Origin of the sequence: Mucilaginibacter sp. PAMB04274, from assembly GCF_039634385.2 — a bacterium.
In the GTDB taxonomy this organism is placed as follows: domain Bacteria; phylum Bacteroidota; class Bacteroidia; order Sphingobacteriales; family Sphingobacteriaceae; genus Mucilaginibacter.
Genome location: NZ_CP155081.2, coordinates 4,401,930 through 4,418,717, shown reverse-complemented (window position 1 = coordinate 4,418,717; position 16,788 = coordinate 4,401,930). Strand labels below are relative to the sequence as shown.

The window sequence follows — 16,788 nt, the reverse complement described above, 5'->3', positions numbered from 1 at the left end:
GCTCTAAAAATTATTTTTCCACAATTTAAATTACTAATATTTTTAGCATTAGTTTTGCTATTGCAATAAATATGAAAGAAAATTATGATGGTGTAAGATTGCCCGAAGATATACGAGAGAGTTTGCTAACCGCATCTTTAAGCAGTTGGAGGGTTTTGGTAGTTATGGTTTTCCCGAAAGTCATGCCGCCTCGTTCGCTGCCCTCGTCTATGCTTCTGCCTGGATTAAATGTCACTACCCTGATGCATTTGCAGCAGCACTGCTCAACAGCCAGCCAATGGGTTTTTATGCTCCTGCCCAAATCGTGATTGATGCAAAAAACCACGGTGTAACAGTGTTACCAATTGATATTAACTTCTCTATGTGGGACAACACACTTGAAAAACGCTTTAGCAAGTATCACAATTTGCGGTTGGGTTTCCGGCAAGTCAAAGATATCCGCGAAAGCGACATGCAGGCTTTGATTGCAGGCAGGCACAGCAACTACAAGAACATTATCGAATTATGCGATGCAGGTGTATCGGTTTCACCCTGGAGAAATTAGCTGATGCTGATGCGTTTCGTTCTTTAGGTTTGGATCGAAGACAAGCCCTTTGGGAAATTTCTGCATTGCATGACAGACCACAAGCTCTGTTTAAAAACCAACCTTCCGAAACCTCCAAAGAAGCACAGGTGGAATTACCCCTCATGACCCAATCAGAACATGTCGTGCAAGACTATGCAGCTACTTCTTTATCCATCAAAGCCCATCCAGTGAGCTTTGTAAGGGAAAAGCTGCGAATGTTGCATATCCTTTCAAGCAAGGAACTAAAAGAAGCTGAAGACGGTACAACTGTAAAAGTTGCAGGATTAGTACTAGTTAGGCAACGACCTGGCACCGCAGGTGGCGTTTGTTTTATCACAACAGAAGATGAAACGGGCTTTGCCAATATCGTGGTATTCCAAAATCTGTTTGATACATACCGAAAGGAAATACTGCAATCCCGCCTGTTGATGGTAGAGGGCAAAGTGCAGCGTGAGGGCGAAGTTGTGCATTTGATTGTCAGAAAATGCTTTGATCTGTCGAAAATGCTTAGGGGTTTAACAAGTGTGGAGAAAGAGCATCAACCTGTTTTAACGCTATCACGCGCCGATAAAGGAAGCCCTTTCCAAACAGCAAACAAGCGAGCACAGGTTCGAGAAAACGTCGCAAGTAATGTTATTCCGAAAGCTAGAGACTTTAGGTAATCAAAACATCTGTTTTTTAATCGATTGGATAAATTTTGAAATACAATAATAAGATTATAAACTTCCAGAAGATAGGTGCAAATGTTATCAAACGCCTAGAATGATGCACTTGTCAGAATAACTTTCAACGTATATTAAGCAAACAGAATACTTCTAAAAAAATATTTTAATATTTGAACGCGAATTAAATAAATGCAAGTAGTTCAATGCTTTCGCAATCAAATTAAACTTACCTGCCTGATTACTCAATTACTTTCTCATGAATCCATCTAAACCGAAAATTGAAACTGAAAAAGAAGAGACCACTCTGTCTGATAAAGGCTATGGTTATTTGGCTAATTCGTTGATAGTAACAGGTATTCTAATAGCATTCACCGTTTTTTACTTACTTCAACCCGGGTGTGCCACCAAAAACAAAGCTAACGCCGAACCTACACAAGATGATGTTAAAGATTACTGGACTATCAATGGGACACGTGGTGATTTTACAGCTGGAGTAGTAGGCACTTTTTTTTCATTAGGGGCATTTATATATCTTTATCTATCTTTTAAAAAGCAACGTGAATCAAATGAAGTGCAGCTTAAAGCTTTCCAACATGACAAAATTGAAAACCGCTTTTTCGAGCTGATTCGCATTCATCGAGAAAACGTTAGCGAAATGAGCTTAAAATATGTAGACGTCTCTCTAATCATTAAAGACGACCTACCAAGACTTAAAAAAAGCACAAGAACACTCACTAATAGACAAGTATTTCATGCAATATATCTTCAATACGTAGCACTTGTCGGAGAAGTAGGATTCGTTTTTCACGGATTAAAAGAAAATGATATTTATGATGATAGTTATTTGCTGCAGTTAAGGGCTAATACTACCTTAAACGAAAGGAAAATCGACTTAGTCAAGTATGCGAAAGCAGATTTATATTATTTAATCGTTTTCTTCGGAGTTGGAAAAATTGGAATAACGTCTATCGAAAACTTTACTAAGGGTAAGTACAAAAAAGAAATCGTTGATAAGCTTGTTAAATTAGCAGCTATGAAACCAAAGCAGGATTCAAAATATTTTGAAAAATGGCTTTGGTCGAATTCGCATAAAAAGAAAGAAGAAATTTTTGATAAAATTCTTGCTATTAGGAAAGATGCAAGTTTGCCTCAAATGACACCTTACCAGATAAAATATCGTGGCAAGGCATTTGAAGTGCAATTGTATTATCCTGGAGTTTACGAAAAATATTATGGTGGTCACCAATTTCGCTTAGGTCACTACTTTCGCCACCTATATCAAACTGCGCAGTTCATCAACAACCAGCCAGACTTGTGGGAAGAAGATCAAAGGGAATACTTGAGACACTTGCGAGGGCAGATATCGACTGCTGAACAAATAGTTTTTTTTCTAAATAGTCTTTCTCAGTTAGGCCGCGTATGGGAATTAGAAATTACTCGGACGGGCTGCTGCGTGCCCCGTGCAGATCGTTTGATTTCTGACTATGCCTTAATAAAAAACATCCCTCATGATCATGTTGTTGATGACCTCCATCTTTCAGATTTCTATTCAAAAATTGACTATGAGGGATTTATCGTAAAAGATATGTCGACTTAATTACTCCTTGGCAGTTCGAATCACGTAATACATATCGTCTGGTATGATGGTTTACAAGGTGGTTTTGTGATCGTGGCACTACCAAAGATTATGCGAAAAATATAAGTAAAGCGGTAAGCATAACAAGCAAGGTTTTGGCACCAAGACGTAATTAGAAATGGCGCTAGTCAATTTGGGGCTGAATGTCCTAATCAGCCTTGGACTGTCGTGTTACGTGGTGATGCAAAAGCCATAGCGCCTGAGATTGACGGTAAGGTAATCAAAGTTACTGGAACAGTAATGAGTACAAAGGAAAGCTGCAGATCGAAGTTAGCGACCGTGCGGCAATCAGCATAGCAAAGTAATACAGATAGTAATATTTAGAACGGCAGCATGCATTCAAACGATACCTGGCTGCCGGTTGTTTTTTTCTGGTAGGTTGTTTCTTCTGCAAAAGAATAATATCCCTCATTGGTAACAATAATATGGTCATGTACTTTTATGTCGAGCAATTCACCACCAGCCTTCAACTGGCGCGCTAACTGGTGATCTGCCTCACTCGGTTTAAGATTTCTTGAGGGGTGATTGTGAGCCAAGATAATTGACGATGCATTTGCATTGAGAGCCGCAACAAAAACAAGCTTCGGGTCTACAATGGCGGCGGAAGTCGTGCCGCTACTAACATGGTAAATGCCAATCAGTCGCATGGCACGGTTGAGCAGTAACACCTTAAAATCTTCAACTAAATCAATTCTGTTTTCATCCCATTGGCTATGCAGGACAGAGTATGCAGTTTCAGCGCCGCTTATCTGTATCTTGTCCTCTGGTGCCATATGCCGCTTATAACTCAATTGAATCTCATTAACGAGCAAGTCCTTCGTCATGTCTCCCTTTCATAAGAAGAAAGAGGATAAGCAGCGAGCCGAACCTATAGATGAAAAAGCGCAGGTCATTAAAAGCAGTTAAGCTACCGCACCAGTAATTCTTCTACGGAAATTTGTAATGCGCTCGCTATTGTCATTATTGTAGACAGCCGAGGGTCACTTTCACCTGTTTCGATTCGGGCAATTTGAGATTTTTCAATTTCAGCAATATTCGCTAAATCCTGCATTGATAAGTTTTGCGCTTCCCGGTGTTTGCGCAGGTTTTTCCCTAAGAAACTTATATCAATTACCCGATCCCGTTTAGCCATTACCAAAAGTGGTACGGCACTGAAAATATTTTGTAGGCAAATTTGCGTACAAAATGTGAACTTTTGTTTAGCTTTGTATATCAACAAATACGTAATCAACGCTTTATGAAACGGTTAACTATCGGGGCGATTGCCCTTCTAATGACAGCCTCTTTCTGCATGGCACAGTCAAAAAACAACAAAACACCTGTATCCCGGCAAGAGGCAGTGAAACCAACTTTGCCGGCCTTTGAAATGATGAACCATATTTACCATTTCAATAAAGCCAGTAACAGTGCTGCACCACTCGAAAAAGCTGCCGCTACTATGAAAACCAAGATGAAGCTTATGGGTTATGGCGGGGCAAATGTGATGTATGTAATTGATGGAACAAAGGCCAATGTACGGTTATTACAAACCGACACGGCATTGTTTGTGATAAACACTGGCGGCGCACCTGCCGAATACACTTTATATAAGCTGGAAACGACCAAAAAGGAAAGGCAAGCCATTACTCAAAAGGCAAGTGGTATGGGGTTTGGCAATAACGCTGCAAACGGTGGCTTAACTATTCCCTACAACACCATTCAACTTAAAAGCGGTCTGTATCAGCTTACTCCGGCAACCAAGCTTGAAAAGGGCGAATACTTCTTTGCGACCAAACCATCGTTAAGCGCAAGCAACATTGATGTTTTTGCTTTCGCTATTGACTAATCATCACCAAACTCAATGAAGAAAATTTTAATTTATAGCAGCATGGCCTTGCTGGGCCTGCTGTATTCCTGTGGCAAAGGAGGCGGCAATAATGTTCCAGCACCGGAACCGCCTGTGACAACAACTCCGATATCAAACGTTAAGATTTCAGATTTTTCGCCAAAGTCAGGTAAACCAGGAACAACGATAACAATTACAGGCACAGGCTTTACAAGCGATAGAGATGGGGTGTTAGTTTCAATTGGTGGATCACCATCAAGAAAGCCAGTATCTGTAACGCCAACATCCATGACTTTTAAAACCGATGAAGAAACCTTGAGTGGCAAAATCAGCATCAACGTGAATATGGATAAGGCAACAAGTGCTGATAGCTATACAGCAATGCCGCCTGATTTAACTGCTGGAGGCTTCCAGGGAGAGGCCGGGCAATTGGGTGCTGCACAACTCGGAACACAAGTTTATATAAGTGCGTCAGGCATGGGCAACGATACCAACAAAATCTTTATCTCCTTTGGAGGAACAAAGCCAGTAAAGGCAAATTATATAGGCCCACAAAAAATTTCCATTGGAACAACTGTGCCAAGATATGCGCTACCGGGTAAGGCGACAATAACCGTAGAAGGTAGAACGGCAACAACCATTGATGATTTGAAGTTTGAAATGTCAATGAGAGATTTTACCCCGAAAGCCTTTACCGTAGGCGACACGGTTAAGATTACTGGTGTAGAATTTGCAGACAAAAGTTCAATGTTTGTGAGTTTCAATTCAGGTGCAACTTCACTCAATCCTTATAAAGCCACCGCCACAGAAATGTGGGTAGTTGTTCCTTCGAATGCAAAATCAGGTTACTTAACAGTGAGCGAAAGGTTTGGGCGATCAAGTTCCAGTGAAGACAAGTTTACGTTTACACCGCAGGTGTTTTTTACCAATAATGGGTTACCAGGTTCGGCGAAAGCAGGTGATATGCTAACAATTAACGGTGATTTTGTGGGTGCGGATATTGCAACCATACTGGTTTCGTTTGGCGGCTCTACAGGTGTTAAGCCAACATCTATTATTGGCAGCAACATATCGGTCAAAATTCCGTCAGATGCAAAAAGCGGCAAAATTACCATATCAAGAACCGGCTACACTTCTTACACGTCATCATTCAGTCTGACGATTGTGAGGTAAATATGAATTTTTTTTAACGTTGTCAGATTAGGTTGCAAGTTGTAATCGGCAAGTTTTTTTGTCTTTAAGAATTAAACAAAAAGTTTCTAAGGTTCATGCCCTGGAAACTTTTTGTTTTATCTTCGATATCAAAGAATCAAAATGAAAGATTACGAACTTTTTGAGGTTGGCAATTACGCATACTTAGCTGGAACAGATCAGATGGTCCGGGTACTTAATACCTTCAAATCCCAGGTTCTGGTCGCTCACTATCCCCAAAGCGACTCTGACGGTTTCACAGTAGCTAACAAGATGATGACAGGTATACCAGTATCCAAGCAATTTCTTCGTGAATTTTTTTTCCGCGACGTAACGGACACTCACTTCTTTGCTAGCCGCCCAGAGTATGCCTGTGAACGAGATGGAGTGATTGTCTCATTCCAGTTGGGAACAATTGATGCAGGTGGCAAAATCGACGGCGATCACTTTGCCTACCTTACCGCTAAAGGAAAGAATGGTTATACTCCAGCCAGGTCGATGCATGAGATACAAAACTACTTTACCCATCATACAAACGAATATTTGAGCTTGTTCTAATTGTTTGCTAGGCGCTTTACTGCAATATTTTGGCGTTATAGTCGTCCAAAATATTACTTGGCAAGCTTTTTAAATACACTTCCGTCGTTTTTAAACTAGAGTGGCCCAACATAGCACTTATAGCGTTTAATGGAACCTGCTGTAACATCGCTTGCGTTGCAAAGGAGTGACGGCTTACATAGCTAGTTAAGTTCTGTTCAATTTCACATTTCTCAGCAAGCTTCTTCAATTTTATGTTATACCGTTTTCTCGCCCATTGAATATCTTTATCTTGGAGCAATGCGCTATCCCGTTTGATGATTGGAAAAACATATGGTGAATCTTCATCTAATGAGATATAGTGCTGCAAAATCTTATTCAAGTTTGGATTGATTTTGATGTCATAGAGCTTGCTCGTCTTTCTTCGGCGATACTGAATCCGCCCATCAATAATATTTGCCTTTTTTAAGAATGCCATGTCCGTAAAGTTCATGCCATACATCATGTAACTGGCTACAAAGTAGTTTCTGGCATTAAAGCATATATCATCGCTGTCGATCTGTTTTTTGATGATTATTTGCAACAAACTTAAATCCAAAGCTCGTTTTTCAGTAGGCACAGATTTAATCTTATAATCAGCAAACGGATAATTGTCTTTGTCGATCGCTCCCTCTTTGATGGCTTTGTTAAAAGCCGCTCGTATGGTACGAAAGTAAACGGCCAGGCCATTGTAAGATCCACCTTTACCTAGGTGGCTATTCTCAAACTTTTTTAAAAACGAATAAGTGATGTCTTTGAAATATAGTTCCTTGTTGTTTGTGAAGGTCTTCAAAACCGAAATTACGCCTTTATAAGATCGCGCTGTACCAATACGGTTAGCAGAAATAAGCTCTTGAACCTGTTGCTCAGTATAATCATAAAAGGAAATGGCAGCATTCTTTCGAACTAAATGGCCCCTTAGTTCAAGGATAGACATTCCCTGTAAGCGTCCATTTTCATTTAGTTTTAAAATGATGTCCATCGCTTCAGATTTGCTCTTCTGAATGATGTGATTAAGCCGTGTAACTGAATTAGTGCCAACATAGGATTTTTTAACAACCCGTAGTTCTTCATCCCAATCCTTCTTTTTAAGACTAATATTTAACGGAATAGCGGTAGTTCTTTTGTTATGTCCCAATCGCATGACTAGTGGAAAGGAACCATCTTTTTTCTCGCGGCGCTCATCCAGGGAAACAACGATATTTGTATTCATAGTAAGCTAAAGATAAGCATAATTTGCACAAGATTTGCACAAGAAATTTGATTTTATTTGTATAAATACGGATTTTTTTATTTATAAACAGCTGTATATCAGGAATAAATAATACAGATCAATTCATATGATATCAATAATCCATTGCCTGTTAATCAGAGGGTCGCTGGTTCGAGCCCAGCCTCAGGAGCCAATGCAAAAAGCCTTACCATGCCCGGTAAGGCTTTTTTGTTTCTAAGCCATTTACGATATCCTATCTGAAACACTCAGATGTTCGTAAAATGTTCGCACACTGTTCGTACAACCGTTGGCCACAACAAACAATGTTATGGTCTACTTAAAATTCTTTCTCAATTACAAGCGTCAAACCCTGGGCCAGCCAAGTTCAGTTCTCCTAAAAGTTACATTCAACCGTCGTAACACATCTATTACTACTGGTGTACGAGTAAAAACAGATGAGTAGGATGCTACATTAGGTCAGGTCAAGCGTGCAAACGCAAACTTCCAACTTCTCAACAATAAGCTAACCGAACTTCATCTGCGAGTTCAGAAAGTCGCTCTACGACTTGAAGACAATAATGAGTTCTCATTCGAGCAATTAAAGGAAGGCCTCATAGACAAACCGAAAACTATTCAACGTTCATTAACTTTTAATGAGTATGCAGCTCAAGTAATCCAAGAGCTCAAAAGAAGTCTAGCGTACGAGTAACGCTGTTGTATACCAAACAGCACTGAACCGTTTAGAACAGTTCTGTGGCAATTCTAAATTAAAGTTCACAGACATTAACTTTACATTGCTCGATAGTTTCAGCAGACATCTAACGGTTAGAGGCTTAAAACCTAACTCAATCGGTGACTACTTAAGGTCAATCAGAGCTATTTTACAACAAAGCTATTAAGGCAAAATTGGTTGATCGGTTATACTATCCATTCACGGAGATTTCTATCAAGACAGTCAGAACAGCAAAGCGCGCAATCACAATAGACCACATAGCTAAGTTGAGCAAACTAGAGTTGCGACCCAATAGTAAAGAATGGCATGCACGTAATTACTTCTTCTTAAGTTTTAATTTGATAGGTATATCATTTACAGACTTAATCTATCTTAAACCGGATAACATCATTAAGGGCAGGGCAGTCTACCGACGTAGGAAGACAAAGAAAGAGTATAGTATTAAACTTACTACAATGGCTCAACGGCTGTTAACCTATTATCGACATACCGGAAAGTACCTGCTGCCTATTTAACGCCTATTATCCTAAGAAATGTTGTGCTTCTTTGAGTAAGTCTGCTACAGTTACTTAGATAGAAAGTTGATGAGTACCGATTCAAATTTTATAAATATTGTTCTACATCTTTTTTCCGGAAAAACGTTTACCTCCTGCCCATTTTTAAGACCTTCACAGACCATAAATAGAAACTAAATTCTAGCAAATACCTCAAGATCCCATATGTAATGGTTCGATTTTAGTCCTATTAGGGCTCCCTTTTTTAGCGAAGCCCCGATGGTACTCGAACCGCTCAAACACTACAATCCAAAGCACTCAATAATCTGATATCTTCTAACCAGTGGTTCGAACGCTGCCCAGTCTGAGGGAGTTGAATACATTGCTCGAAAAGTGACGGCTTTTTTTATTATAATTATAAATTAAAGCGGATTATCCGAGTTGGAATTACTATTTGCAAATATGATTCTTTTATGGTTCGAGCCCATCCTGAAAACCTTCGCTGCAACGCATCCTAATTAAATGAGTTAATTAAAAATGCGCCAGTTGATGTTTATAAAACGATTGTGGTAATACTTTATTAAGACTGTAGATTTGACTGTATTTTACCCTGGCAATGACGAGCAACATTGAAATTTGATTTCACGTTAAACAATCTTTCTACCTCCTGTGAAATGCTGAACATAGACTTTTAGATTGAAGTTTTGTTTCTAATCATAGCGTTAAACTGCAAGCAATATACCTGAAGACAGTAGCAGCGAAATGTATAAAAAATCCTTAATAGTTGCCTGGCTTTTGAGGAAACGGGTTGCCTGACTAATCTGGTTTTCTACGGTCCTTTTTGATATTCGTAACCGTTCCGCAATCTCATCGTTAGACAAATCTTCTTTTCTACTTAAAATGAAAATCTCTCTGCACCTGGCAGGGAGGGGCGTGAGGTATTGCTCTAATTTATAAAACAATTCGTCTTTGCCATAACGGTTAACGGCAATATTTTCTACAACCGGCAACAAGTAATCTATATCACTCCCTAACGTATCAACCAAATGCGGTTTAGCGGCGTTGCTTTTTAAATACTTGTAGCAATTATACCGTACTGCGGTAAGAAGGTAGGCCGGAAAAGATGTAATTACCAGTTGATGCCTGCGGTCCCAAAGGGTTATAAATATATCATGCACTATCTCCAAACTGGTATGCTCGTCATCCAGATACTTAACAGCATTTTTGAAAAGTTTATACCAATACTTTTCAAACAGCTCACGAAAAGCTTGATCATCGTCAGACTGTATAGCCGACCACAATACAGGATCAAATAGTTTGGACATATAATTGGTTATCCAAATAACAAAAAATTATATGACTTTTCAAAAAAAGCTTTTTCTAAAAAAATAATTTAAAAAGCGTGTGAGTCAGCCATATTGTTTTCGCACTCCTATAATAGAACCACACCAAATGGACCGGGAAGAATACCTAAAACTGGCAGCTAAATATTTAAACGGAGAGTGCACCCCCGAAGAGGAGGCTGCATTGATGTCTTATTCAGACGGCGTATCATTGGATGACGACCAAACAAATGAGATACCTGCAAAGCACTTATTTGCTTACAAACAGTTAAAGGGTAAAATAGACAATCACTTACAAAAAACTAAAGTTAGCAGTAATAGTAGCCCCCGTTACTTCAAATGGATAGGAGTCGCTGCCGCTGTATTAGTTTTTGCGTTAGGAGCATTGTCGATTTTTTATTCACCACGCCCTGCTGCAATTACACAAATAACATACAAGCCAAAAAATCCTGTTGTAAACAAAGGCACTGCACTCATATTAGCTGATGGTGAGCAAGTGGATTTGAACAGCAGCAAATCACAAAGCTTAAACAATAAATCAGCGCAAATTGAACTGGTAACAAAAGGTCATATTAAATACCGCGAAGGCGTTGTTACTGATGAGCAACCATTGGTTTATCATACTGTTGCTACCCCTGTTGGCGAACATTACGAGTTAGAATTATCAGATGGTAGCAAAATATGGCTCAATGCGCAATCATCGGTGAAGTTCCCGGTACTGTTTAATAAATCTCACCGCGATATAGAGATTAGCGGAGAGGCCTACTTTGAGGTAGCAAAAAATAAAGCCGCACCATTTACCGTGTCTGTTAACGGAACTGCTATACGCGTTTTAGGCACCCATTTCAATGTTTCGGCATACCCGGGCGAGCATACCGTAAATACTACGCTGCTTGAAGGTTCGGTTGAGTTGGTTGCCGGTGACCATAAAACTTTATTATCTCCAGGAAAAATTGGCATTGTTGATCCGGTAAAACAAAGTTTTAAGGTGGAGGATGCAGATATTGATCAAACTATGGCTTGGAAAGGCGGCCTGTTCGTTTTCCGCGATGAGAATATTTGCGAAGTAATGAAAATTGCGGCTCGCTGGTATGGTGTTAACATTGAAGTTGCTGATGATGTAAAAACCAAAACCTTCGGTGGTACCGTATCGCAAAACCGCAGTCTTACCGATTTTATGGAATTAATTAAACTAACAGGGGGCATTAACTATAAAATAACAGGAAGGAAGGTAACCGTCATGAAGTAATATCACCGGCGGTTGAAAAAAGGAAAAGCCGAAAGCGCTGCAACGCTCCCGGCATTCGAAATCAGCCGTAAAAAAGAATGTAATCGACACAAACCAATTACTAAACCAATTAAACCAAATGTATGAAAATTTTACTGCAAAAATTTGCAGGTGCTATTTCTATGCGCAAAAACCTTTACTAATTATGAAACTTACTTTCGCTTTGCTGCTGCTTGCTCTTTTGGAAGTGAGTGCTACTGCCATAGCCCAAAAAGTAAGTTTAAACCAACGCAACGCCACGTTAAAAGTGGTGTTGGAGGAAATCAGAAAACAAAGCGGTTACGAAATTTTATATGATGCCGAACTAATTAAACAGGTAAGGAACGTAACGGTTACGGTTGAACAGGTAAGTGTTGATGAAGCACTGAAAAAATGCCTTGAAAATCAACCGCTTACCTACGTTATTAAAAACAAAACCATTGCTATAATACCTATACGCCCAACTCAAAATGCTCCCGGGGCGGCTATACAAATAAAAGGTACCGTTACCGACGAAGACAAGCAACCTTTACCAGGTGTTAACATACGCCTCAAAGGGGGCGGCGTGGCAGCGGTAACGTCAGCAACGGGGCAGTTTAGTATTAGTGTGCCCGATGCTAACGCCGTACTGGTATTCAGTATGGTTGGCTATGAATCGCGCGAGGTTAAGGTACCGGGCGATAATACGCAAGTTACCGTAACACTAAAGCAAATAAGCAGTCGGCTTGATGATATTGTGGTAGTTGGCTATGGCACACAACGTAAATCAGATGTTACCGGCTCGGTAGCTGGCATAAAAGAGCGTGAGATACAACAAGCCAAATCGGTATCATTTATGGAGGCTATGCAAGGCCGCTTGTCGGGTGTACAGGTTACTTCATCATCAGGTGAACCTGGTAGTGCCGTTAACGTAACCATACGTGGTACCAACTCATTCAACGCAGGCACGCAGCCACTATATGTTATTGATGGAGTACAGATTGACGTAAATAACGCCGAGGCTGCGAGTTCGGGCAGAGGTAGCACCTCGTTAACAAACCCGCTTGCTGGTATTAACCCATCAGATATTACTTCGATGGAGGTGCTTAAGGATGCGTCGGCAACTGCTATATTTGGCTCTAGGGGTGCTAACGGCGTTATCGTAATCACTACCAAATCGGGCAAAAACAACTCTTCAACGCTTGAATTAAATACTTACGGAGGTATAGCCTGGGCACCTAAACATATACCTATGCTTGGCGCACAAGATTATGCCTATTACCGTTTTGCCACGCTAACCGCCGATGGCAACTATGCCATTGATGTAAATAACGATAAGGTTATTGACTTTCGCGATCAGGTTAAAGATTTAAGCGGTGAAGTTAGCCACGATTGGCAAAAAGAGGCGCTACGCCACGCAGCCACACAAAGCTACAACGTAAGCTACAGCGGCGGTAACTCTCGTACTAACTTTTTAACCTCGGCATCGTACCTTAATCAACAGGGTGTGTTAATTAACAATAAGTATGAGCGTTACAGTTTACTGATGAAGATAAACCATAATGCGACCGAAAGGCTAAAATTGGGTGCTAATGTCAACTTATCACATGCTATTGGCTCTGGTGTAGCTTCCAACGGTGGTAACGATGTACCTAACTACATTGGCCTTATGCAAATGCTGGTAATGACCCGGCCCGTAAACGCGCCTGATCCTACACAACTGGCTCTTGACCCCGATGGCGGCTCATTTTCTAACCCGTTAGATTTTGCTAACCTATCATACAAAAAAAGCCCGCTCTCTAGGGTTCTTACTGATATAAACGCAAATTACCGCATTGTTAATGGCCTTAACCTTGACGCCAGGGCAGGCGCTATTCTTACATTTTCTAAGAACGGCGAGTTTTATCCAAGCACAGTTTCATGGGGCTATCCGGTAAACGGTTTGGCTTTGTTAAACACCAGTAATACTACCAACTGGTACCAAACTACTACCCTTACCTGGAACAAGCGCTTTGCAAAAAACCACTCTTTTACAGCCTTGGCCGGTTTCGAAGTAAACTCCTATCAGCAGGAAGCATCAAGCTGGATTGGACAGGGTTTTGATGTGCAAAACATTAATCCTATTGATAATATATCAACTGCAAATGTATTGCCTGCCCCGCCCAGCACCGATAAGCAACGCTACGTACGTGTATCACAATTTGCCCGTATCAATTACTCATTTAAAGATAAGTACTTGTTAACCGCAACTTTGCGTAACGATGCTTCTTCAAAATTGGCTGAAGGCAACAAATCGGCCAGGTTTCCAAGTATTGGTTTGGCATGGCGTGCTTCTAAAGAAAATTTCCTGAAGAATGTTTCAGCAATTTCCGACCTCAAATTCAGGGGAAGTTTCGGCTTAACGGGCAACGAGAGAATACCGCCTTACCAATCATTGTCTACATTGGCACCGGTATACTACTCTACACCTAACAATACAGCATCATTAGGTTTTGCACCTAACCTTATAGCCAACCCCATACTTACCTGGGAAACTACTAAAGCATACGATGCCGGTTTTGACCTGAGCTTGCTAAAAGACCGCATCAGCGTTACTGCCGATGTTTACCTTAAGCAAACTAAAGACCTGCTTTTACAGGCTGATGTTCCGGCACAGTCGGGCTTCATGCGCCAGTACCAAAACTTAGGTCAGATTGATAATCGCGGCCTTGAGGTTGCGCTTAATACCATTAACATTCGTACGGGTAATTTTAATTGGAGCTCTAACATTAACATATCTATGAACCGTAATAAGGTAGTATCATTAGGTAGTGTTAGCTTTATACCTGTTACCGTACGCGGTGGTGTTATTTCAACTGTTGGTCGCGTTATTGTAGGCCAGCCTATTGGTACAGCTTATGGCTATGTGTTTGATGGTATTTATCAAATTAGTGATTTCGGTATCAAAACCACAGCAGGTGCTGCGGTAGATCCATCAACCATTACCAGCGCCAACATTGCCAACTTTGTTTATACACCTAACAGCGGGGTGCCTGCAATGAGCACACGCTCAGCACGTCCGGGTGATAAAAAGTTTAAAGATCTTAACGGCGATGGCGTAATCAATGATCGTGATCGCACAATGATCAGCAACAGCAATCCTAAGCATTACGGAGGTTTTAGTAACAACTTTACTTATAAAAACTTTGATTTAAGCGTATTGTTCAACTGGTCGTACGGTAACGAGGTGCTTAACCTTGGCCGGTCAAAACTCGAAGCCGGACAATCATTTTTTGCCAACGTTACGCAAGAATACTGGGACCATCGCTGGTTACCCGAGAGACCATCTAACGAATACCCAATCCTTAATGAACAAAGCAAACTGGATGTATCATCATACTACGTTGAAGATGCTTCGTTCTTACGCTTAAGAAACATGACCATTGGTTACACGCTTAACAAGTCAGCTTTCCTGAAAAAAATAGGCGTTAGCGGCATAAGAATATACGCTACAGGCGTAAACCTTTACACCTGGACTAATTACAAGGGCTTTGATCCGGAAGTTGCTTCTTACACTCCCTTACTACCAGGTGTCGACAATATATCTTACCCGCGCGAACGGTCGGTAATATTTGGGCTAAACTTTAAATTTTGATTATGAATCGTATACTTACTATTATGATAGCAGCACTTGCCCTTGTATGCGGTTCGTGCAAAAAGTTATTAGAAGAAAAGCCTTCCTCGGTGGTATCTACCGGCAATTTTTACCAAACTGCAAGTGATGCCGAACTGGCTTTAACCGGAATTTATGATGTGCTTAACACTCCCAGTGTACAAGGGTTAGGCAACCAGGCGCTTTGGGGCCGTGGTATACATTACATGACCAACCTTGGGGTTGATGATCTTTCGCAGGACGTTAGGTTTAGCGTTGGTGTACCCGAACTGGTACAATTTTATAACTACACCTACACATCTGAAAACCTACTTATATGGTACTCATATTTTACCTTTTATGCAGGTATAAACAGGGCCAACTTTGTAATAGACAAAGTTCCATCGATTAACATGAACGCTACCCGCCGTGCACAAATAGTTGGCGAGGCCAAACTTTTACGCGGGTTGTTTTATACCTATTTAGGTTGGCTATGGGGTGGTGTGCCGCTGATCACTAAAACCGATCCTGATTTTACTTCGCCAAGGTCAACCTTGCAGCAAGTACTTCAACAGGCTAAAGATGACTTGAAAGCTGCTTACGATGTGTTGCCAAGCCGCAATGCCACAGCTGGCCGCATGAACAAGTATTCGGCATCAGGCTTTTTAGCCAAGGTGTATCTGTATGAAGCATCGGGCAAGCAAAACAACGTTGGCCAGGATCTCAACTTTCCGCTCAACAGTTTTGATTATGTTGATGTAGCCGCCTCATATGCCGAAGCGCTTAAATATTGCAAGGATATATACGATAATAGCGGTTACAAGCTTTTAAGGCCATACAATAACCTATTCTTATCAGCTACAGAAGCTATAGCACGCGATGAAAATATGATGATTGTGCAATCGGGCGCGGGCGGTAACCAGGAGTATATTCTTTTTTCACAACTTGCGGGGCCAAGGGGTAATACGCGCGACAACAGTGGTACAAGTGGTTTTTTACGCCCCGTACGCGAATCATATACCAAGTTTAACGCAAACGATGGCCGTATTACTTGCTTTAGTGGATTATTAAATACTACTACCAATTTCACTACTGTAAACGGGTATAAGTATTACACCCCTGATCCTATAGCTGCAAACCTAGCTAATTTATCAACCAATAAATGGCGCGAAGATGATACCAAAGCACGCGCCGCCAGAGGTGTGGTAGTTTGGGGCGGAGAGGCCGATTTTGCTATACTACGATTTGCCGACATCATACTCATGTATGCCGAGGCTCGCTTCCAAACCGGCGACGAGGCCGGAGCGAGGACACTCTTAAGAGAGGTGAGGCTACGTGCTTGCGCAGATGATGTTGCCAAAACCAATCTCATCACTACTGCTTACCTTAAACCCAGCTTTATGGATGAGCTAATGGATGAGCGCGGACGCGAACTTTTTGCCGAAGGTTGGCGAAGGATTGACCTGATACGTACCGGAAGAATAGCAAGCGTGGTAAGCAGTTTGAGCACCACCGTTATGTTTACCGGGCAAGATCCTGTTTCGGTTAAGCAAAACTTTCAGCCGTATAAAATATGGTATCCTATACCAAGCCGAGATATAGCAACAAACCCTAGCCTTATTCAAAACCCGGGTTACTAAGTTTTAATAAAAGACTGCTATAATATAAAA

At 41.0% G+C, this 16,788-nt stretch carries 14 protein-coding genes; 10 read left to right on the top strand and 4 right to left on the bottom strand.

The window, feature by feature from the left end:
* Window positions 1-145 precede the first annotated feature (145 nt).
* The 3 genes from ABDD95_RS18605 (at window position 146) to ABDD95_RS18595 (ending at window position 2,827) form a co-directional block, all read left to right on the top strand.
* The gene (locus tag ABDD95_RS18605) at window positions 146-544 is read left to right on the top strand and encodes a hypothetical protein (protein WP_345948851.1); all 399 of its coding nucleotides are present in this window, start codon (window positions 146-148) and stop codon (window positions 542-544) included.
* On the top strand, window positions 505-1,227 hold the full coding sequence (locus tag ABDD95_RS18600) for an OB-fold nucleic acid binding domain-containing protein (protein ID WP_345948850.1): 723 nt from the start codon (window positions 505-507) through the stop codon (window positions 1,225-1,227). Before ABDD95_RS18605 ends, ABDD95_RS18600 begins: the two co-directional genes overlap by 40 nt.
* A gap of 259 nt (window positions 1,228-1,486) precedes the next feature.
* Window positions 1,487-2,827 carry a putative phage abortive infection protein gene (locus tag ABDD95_RS18595; protein ID WP_345948849.1) on the top strand — a complete coding sequence of 447 codons (1,341 nt, stop codon included), beginning with the start codon at window positions 1,487-1,489 and terminating at the stop codon, window positions 2,825-2,827.
* Window positions 2,828-3,186: 359 nt separating this feature from the next.
* Here the strand turns inward: ABDD95_RS18595 and ABDD95_RS18590 are convergent, their stop codons facing one another.
* Entirely contained in the window at window positions 3,187-3,690 is a 504-nt protein-coding gene (locus ABDD95_RS18590; RefSeq protein WP_345948847.1) for a JAB domain-containing protein, read from the bottom strand.
* A gap of 83 nt (window positions 3,691-3,773) precedes the next feature.
* Window positions 3,774-3,998: a helix-turn-helix transcriptional regulator gene (locus tag ABDD95_RS18585; RefSeq protein ID WP_345948846.1), complete on the bottom strand. Its 225-nt coding sequence runs from the start codon at window positions 3,996-3,998 to the stop codon at window positions 3,774-3,776.
* A 105-nt stretch (window positions 3,999-4,103) separates the two neighbouring features.
* On the opposite strand from ABDD95_RS18585, the gene ABDD95_RS18580 reads away from it, so the two are divergent.
* The 3 genes from ABDD95_RS18580 (at window position 4,104) to ABDD95_RS18570 (ending at window position 6,440) form a co-directional block, all read left to right on the top strand.
* Window positions 4,104-4,691, top strand: coding sequence for a hypothetical protein (locus ABDD95_RS18580; RefSeq protein ID WP_345948845.1), 588 nt, complete (start codon window positions 4,104-4,106; stop codon window positions 4,689-4,691).
* A 15-nt stretch (window positions 4,692-4,706) separates the two neighbouring features.
* On the top strand, window positions 4,707-5,864 hold the full coding sequence (locus tag ABDD95_RS18575) for an IPT/TIG domain-containing protein (RefSeq protein ID WP_345948844.1): 1,158 nt from the start codon (window positions 4,707-4,709) through the stop codon (window positions 5,862-5,864).
* Between the two features lie 141 nt (window positions 5,865-6,005).
* A complete protein-coding gene (locus ABDD95_RS18570) occupies window positions 6,006-6,440 on the top strand; it encodes a hypothetical protein (protein WP_345948843.1) in 435 nt (144 codons plus the stop codon).
* 16 nt (window positions 6,441-6,456) lie between these two features.
* Here the strand turns inward: ABDD95_RS18570 and ABDD95_RS18565 are convergent, their stop codons facing one another.
* The gene (locus ABDD95_RS18565) at window positions 6,457-7,671 is read right to left on the bottom strand and encodes a site-specific integrase (protein WP_345948842.1); all 1,215 of its coding nucleotides are present in this window, start codon (window positions 7,669-7,671) and stop codon (window positions 6,457-6,459) included.
* Between the two features lie 731 nt (window positions 7,672-8,402).
* Between ABDD95_RS18565 and ABDD95_RS18560 the strand changes: the two genes are divergently transcribed.
* A complete protein-coding gene (locus tag ABDD95_RS18560; RefSeq protein WP_352432941.1) occupies window positions 8,403-8,570 on the top strand; it encodes a phage integrase SAM-like domain-containing protein in 168 nt (55 codons plus the stop codon).
* 1,050 nt (window positions 8,571-9,620) lie between these two features.
* Here the strand turns inward: ABDD95_RS18560 and ABDD95_RS18555 are convergent.
* Window positions 9,621-10,223: an RNA polymerase sigma-70 factor gene (locus tag ABDD95_RS18555; RefSeq protein WP_345948841.1), complete on the bottom strand. Its 603-nt coding sequence runs from the start codon at window positions 10,221-10,223 to the stop codon at window positions 9,621-9,623.
* A gap of 127 nt (window positions 10,224-10,350) precedes the next feature.
* Here ABDD95_RS18555 and ABDD95_RS18550 point away from each other — a divergent pair, with 127 nt between their 5' ends.
* The 3 genes from ABDD95_RS18550 to ABDD95_RS18540 all read left to right on the top strand — a co-directional run bounded on the left by ABDD95_RS18550 (window position 10,351) and on the right by ABDD95_RS18540 (window position 16,758).
* Window positions 10,351-11,490, top strand: coding sequence for a FecR domain-containing protein (locus ABDD95_RS18550; protein ID WP_345948840.1), 1,140 nt, complete (start codon window positions 10,351-10,353; stop codon window positions 11,488-11,490).
* Window positions 11,491-11,674: 184 nt separating this feature from the next.
* Complete coding sequence (locus ABDD95_RS18545) at window positions 11,675-15,121, top strand: TonB-dependent receptor (RefSeq protein WP_345948839.1); 3,447 nt, start codon at window positions 11,675-11,677, stop codon at window positions 15,119-15,121.
* 2 nt (window positions 15,122-15,123) lie between these two features.
* Window positions 15,124-16,758 carry a RagB/SusD family nutrient uptake outer membrane protein gene (locus ABDD95_RS18540; protein WP_345948838.1) on the top strand — a complete coding sequence of 545 codons (1,635 nt, stop codon included), beginning with the start codon at window positions 15,124-15,126 and terminating at the stop codon, window positions 16,756-16,758.
* Window positions 16,759-16,788 lie beyond the last annotated feature (30 nt).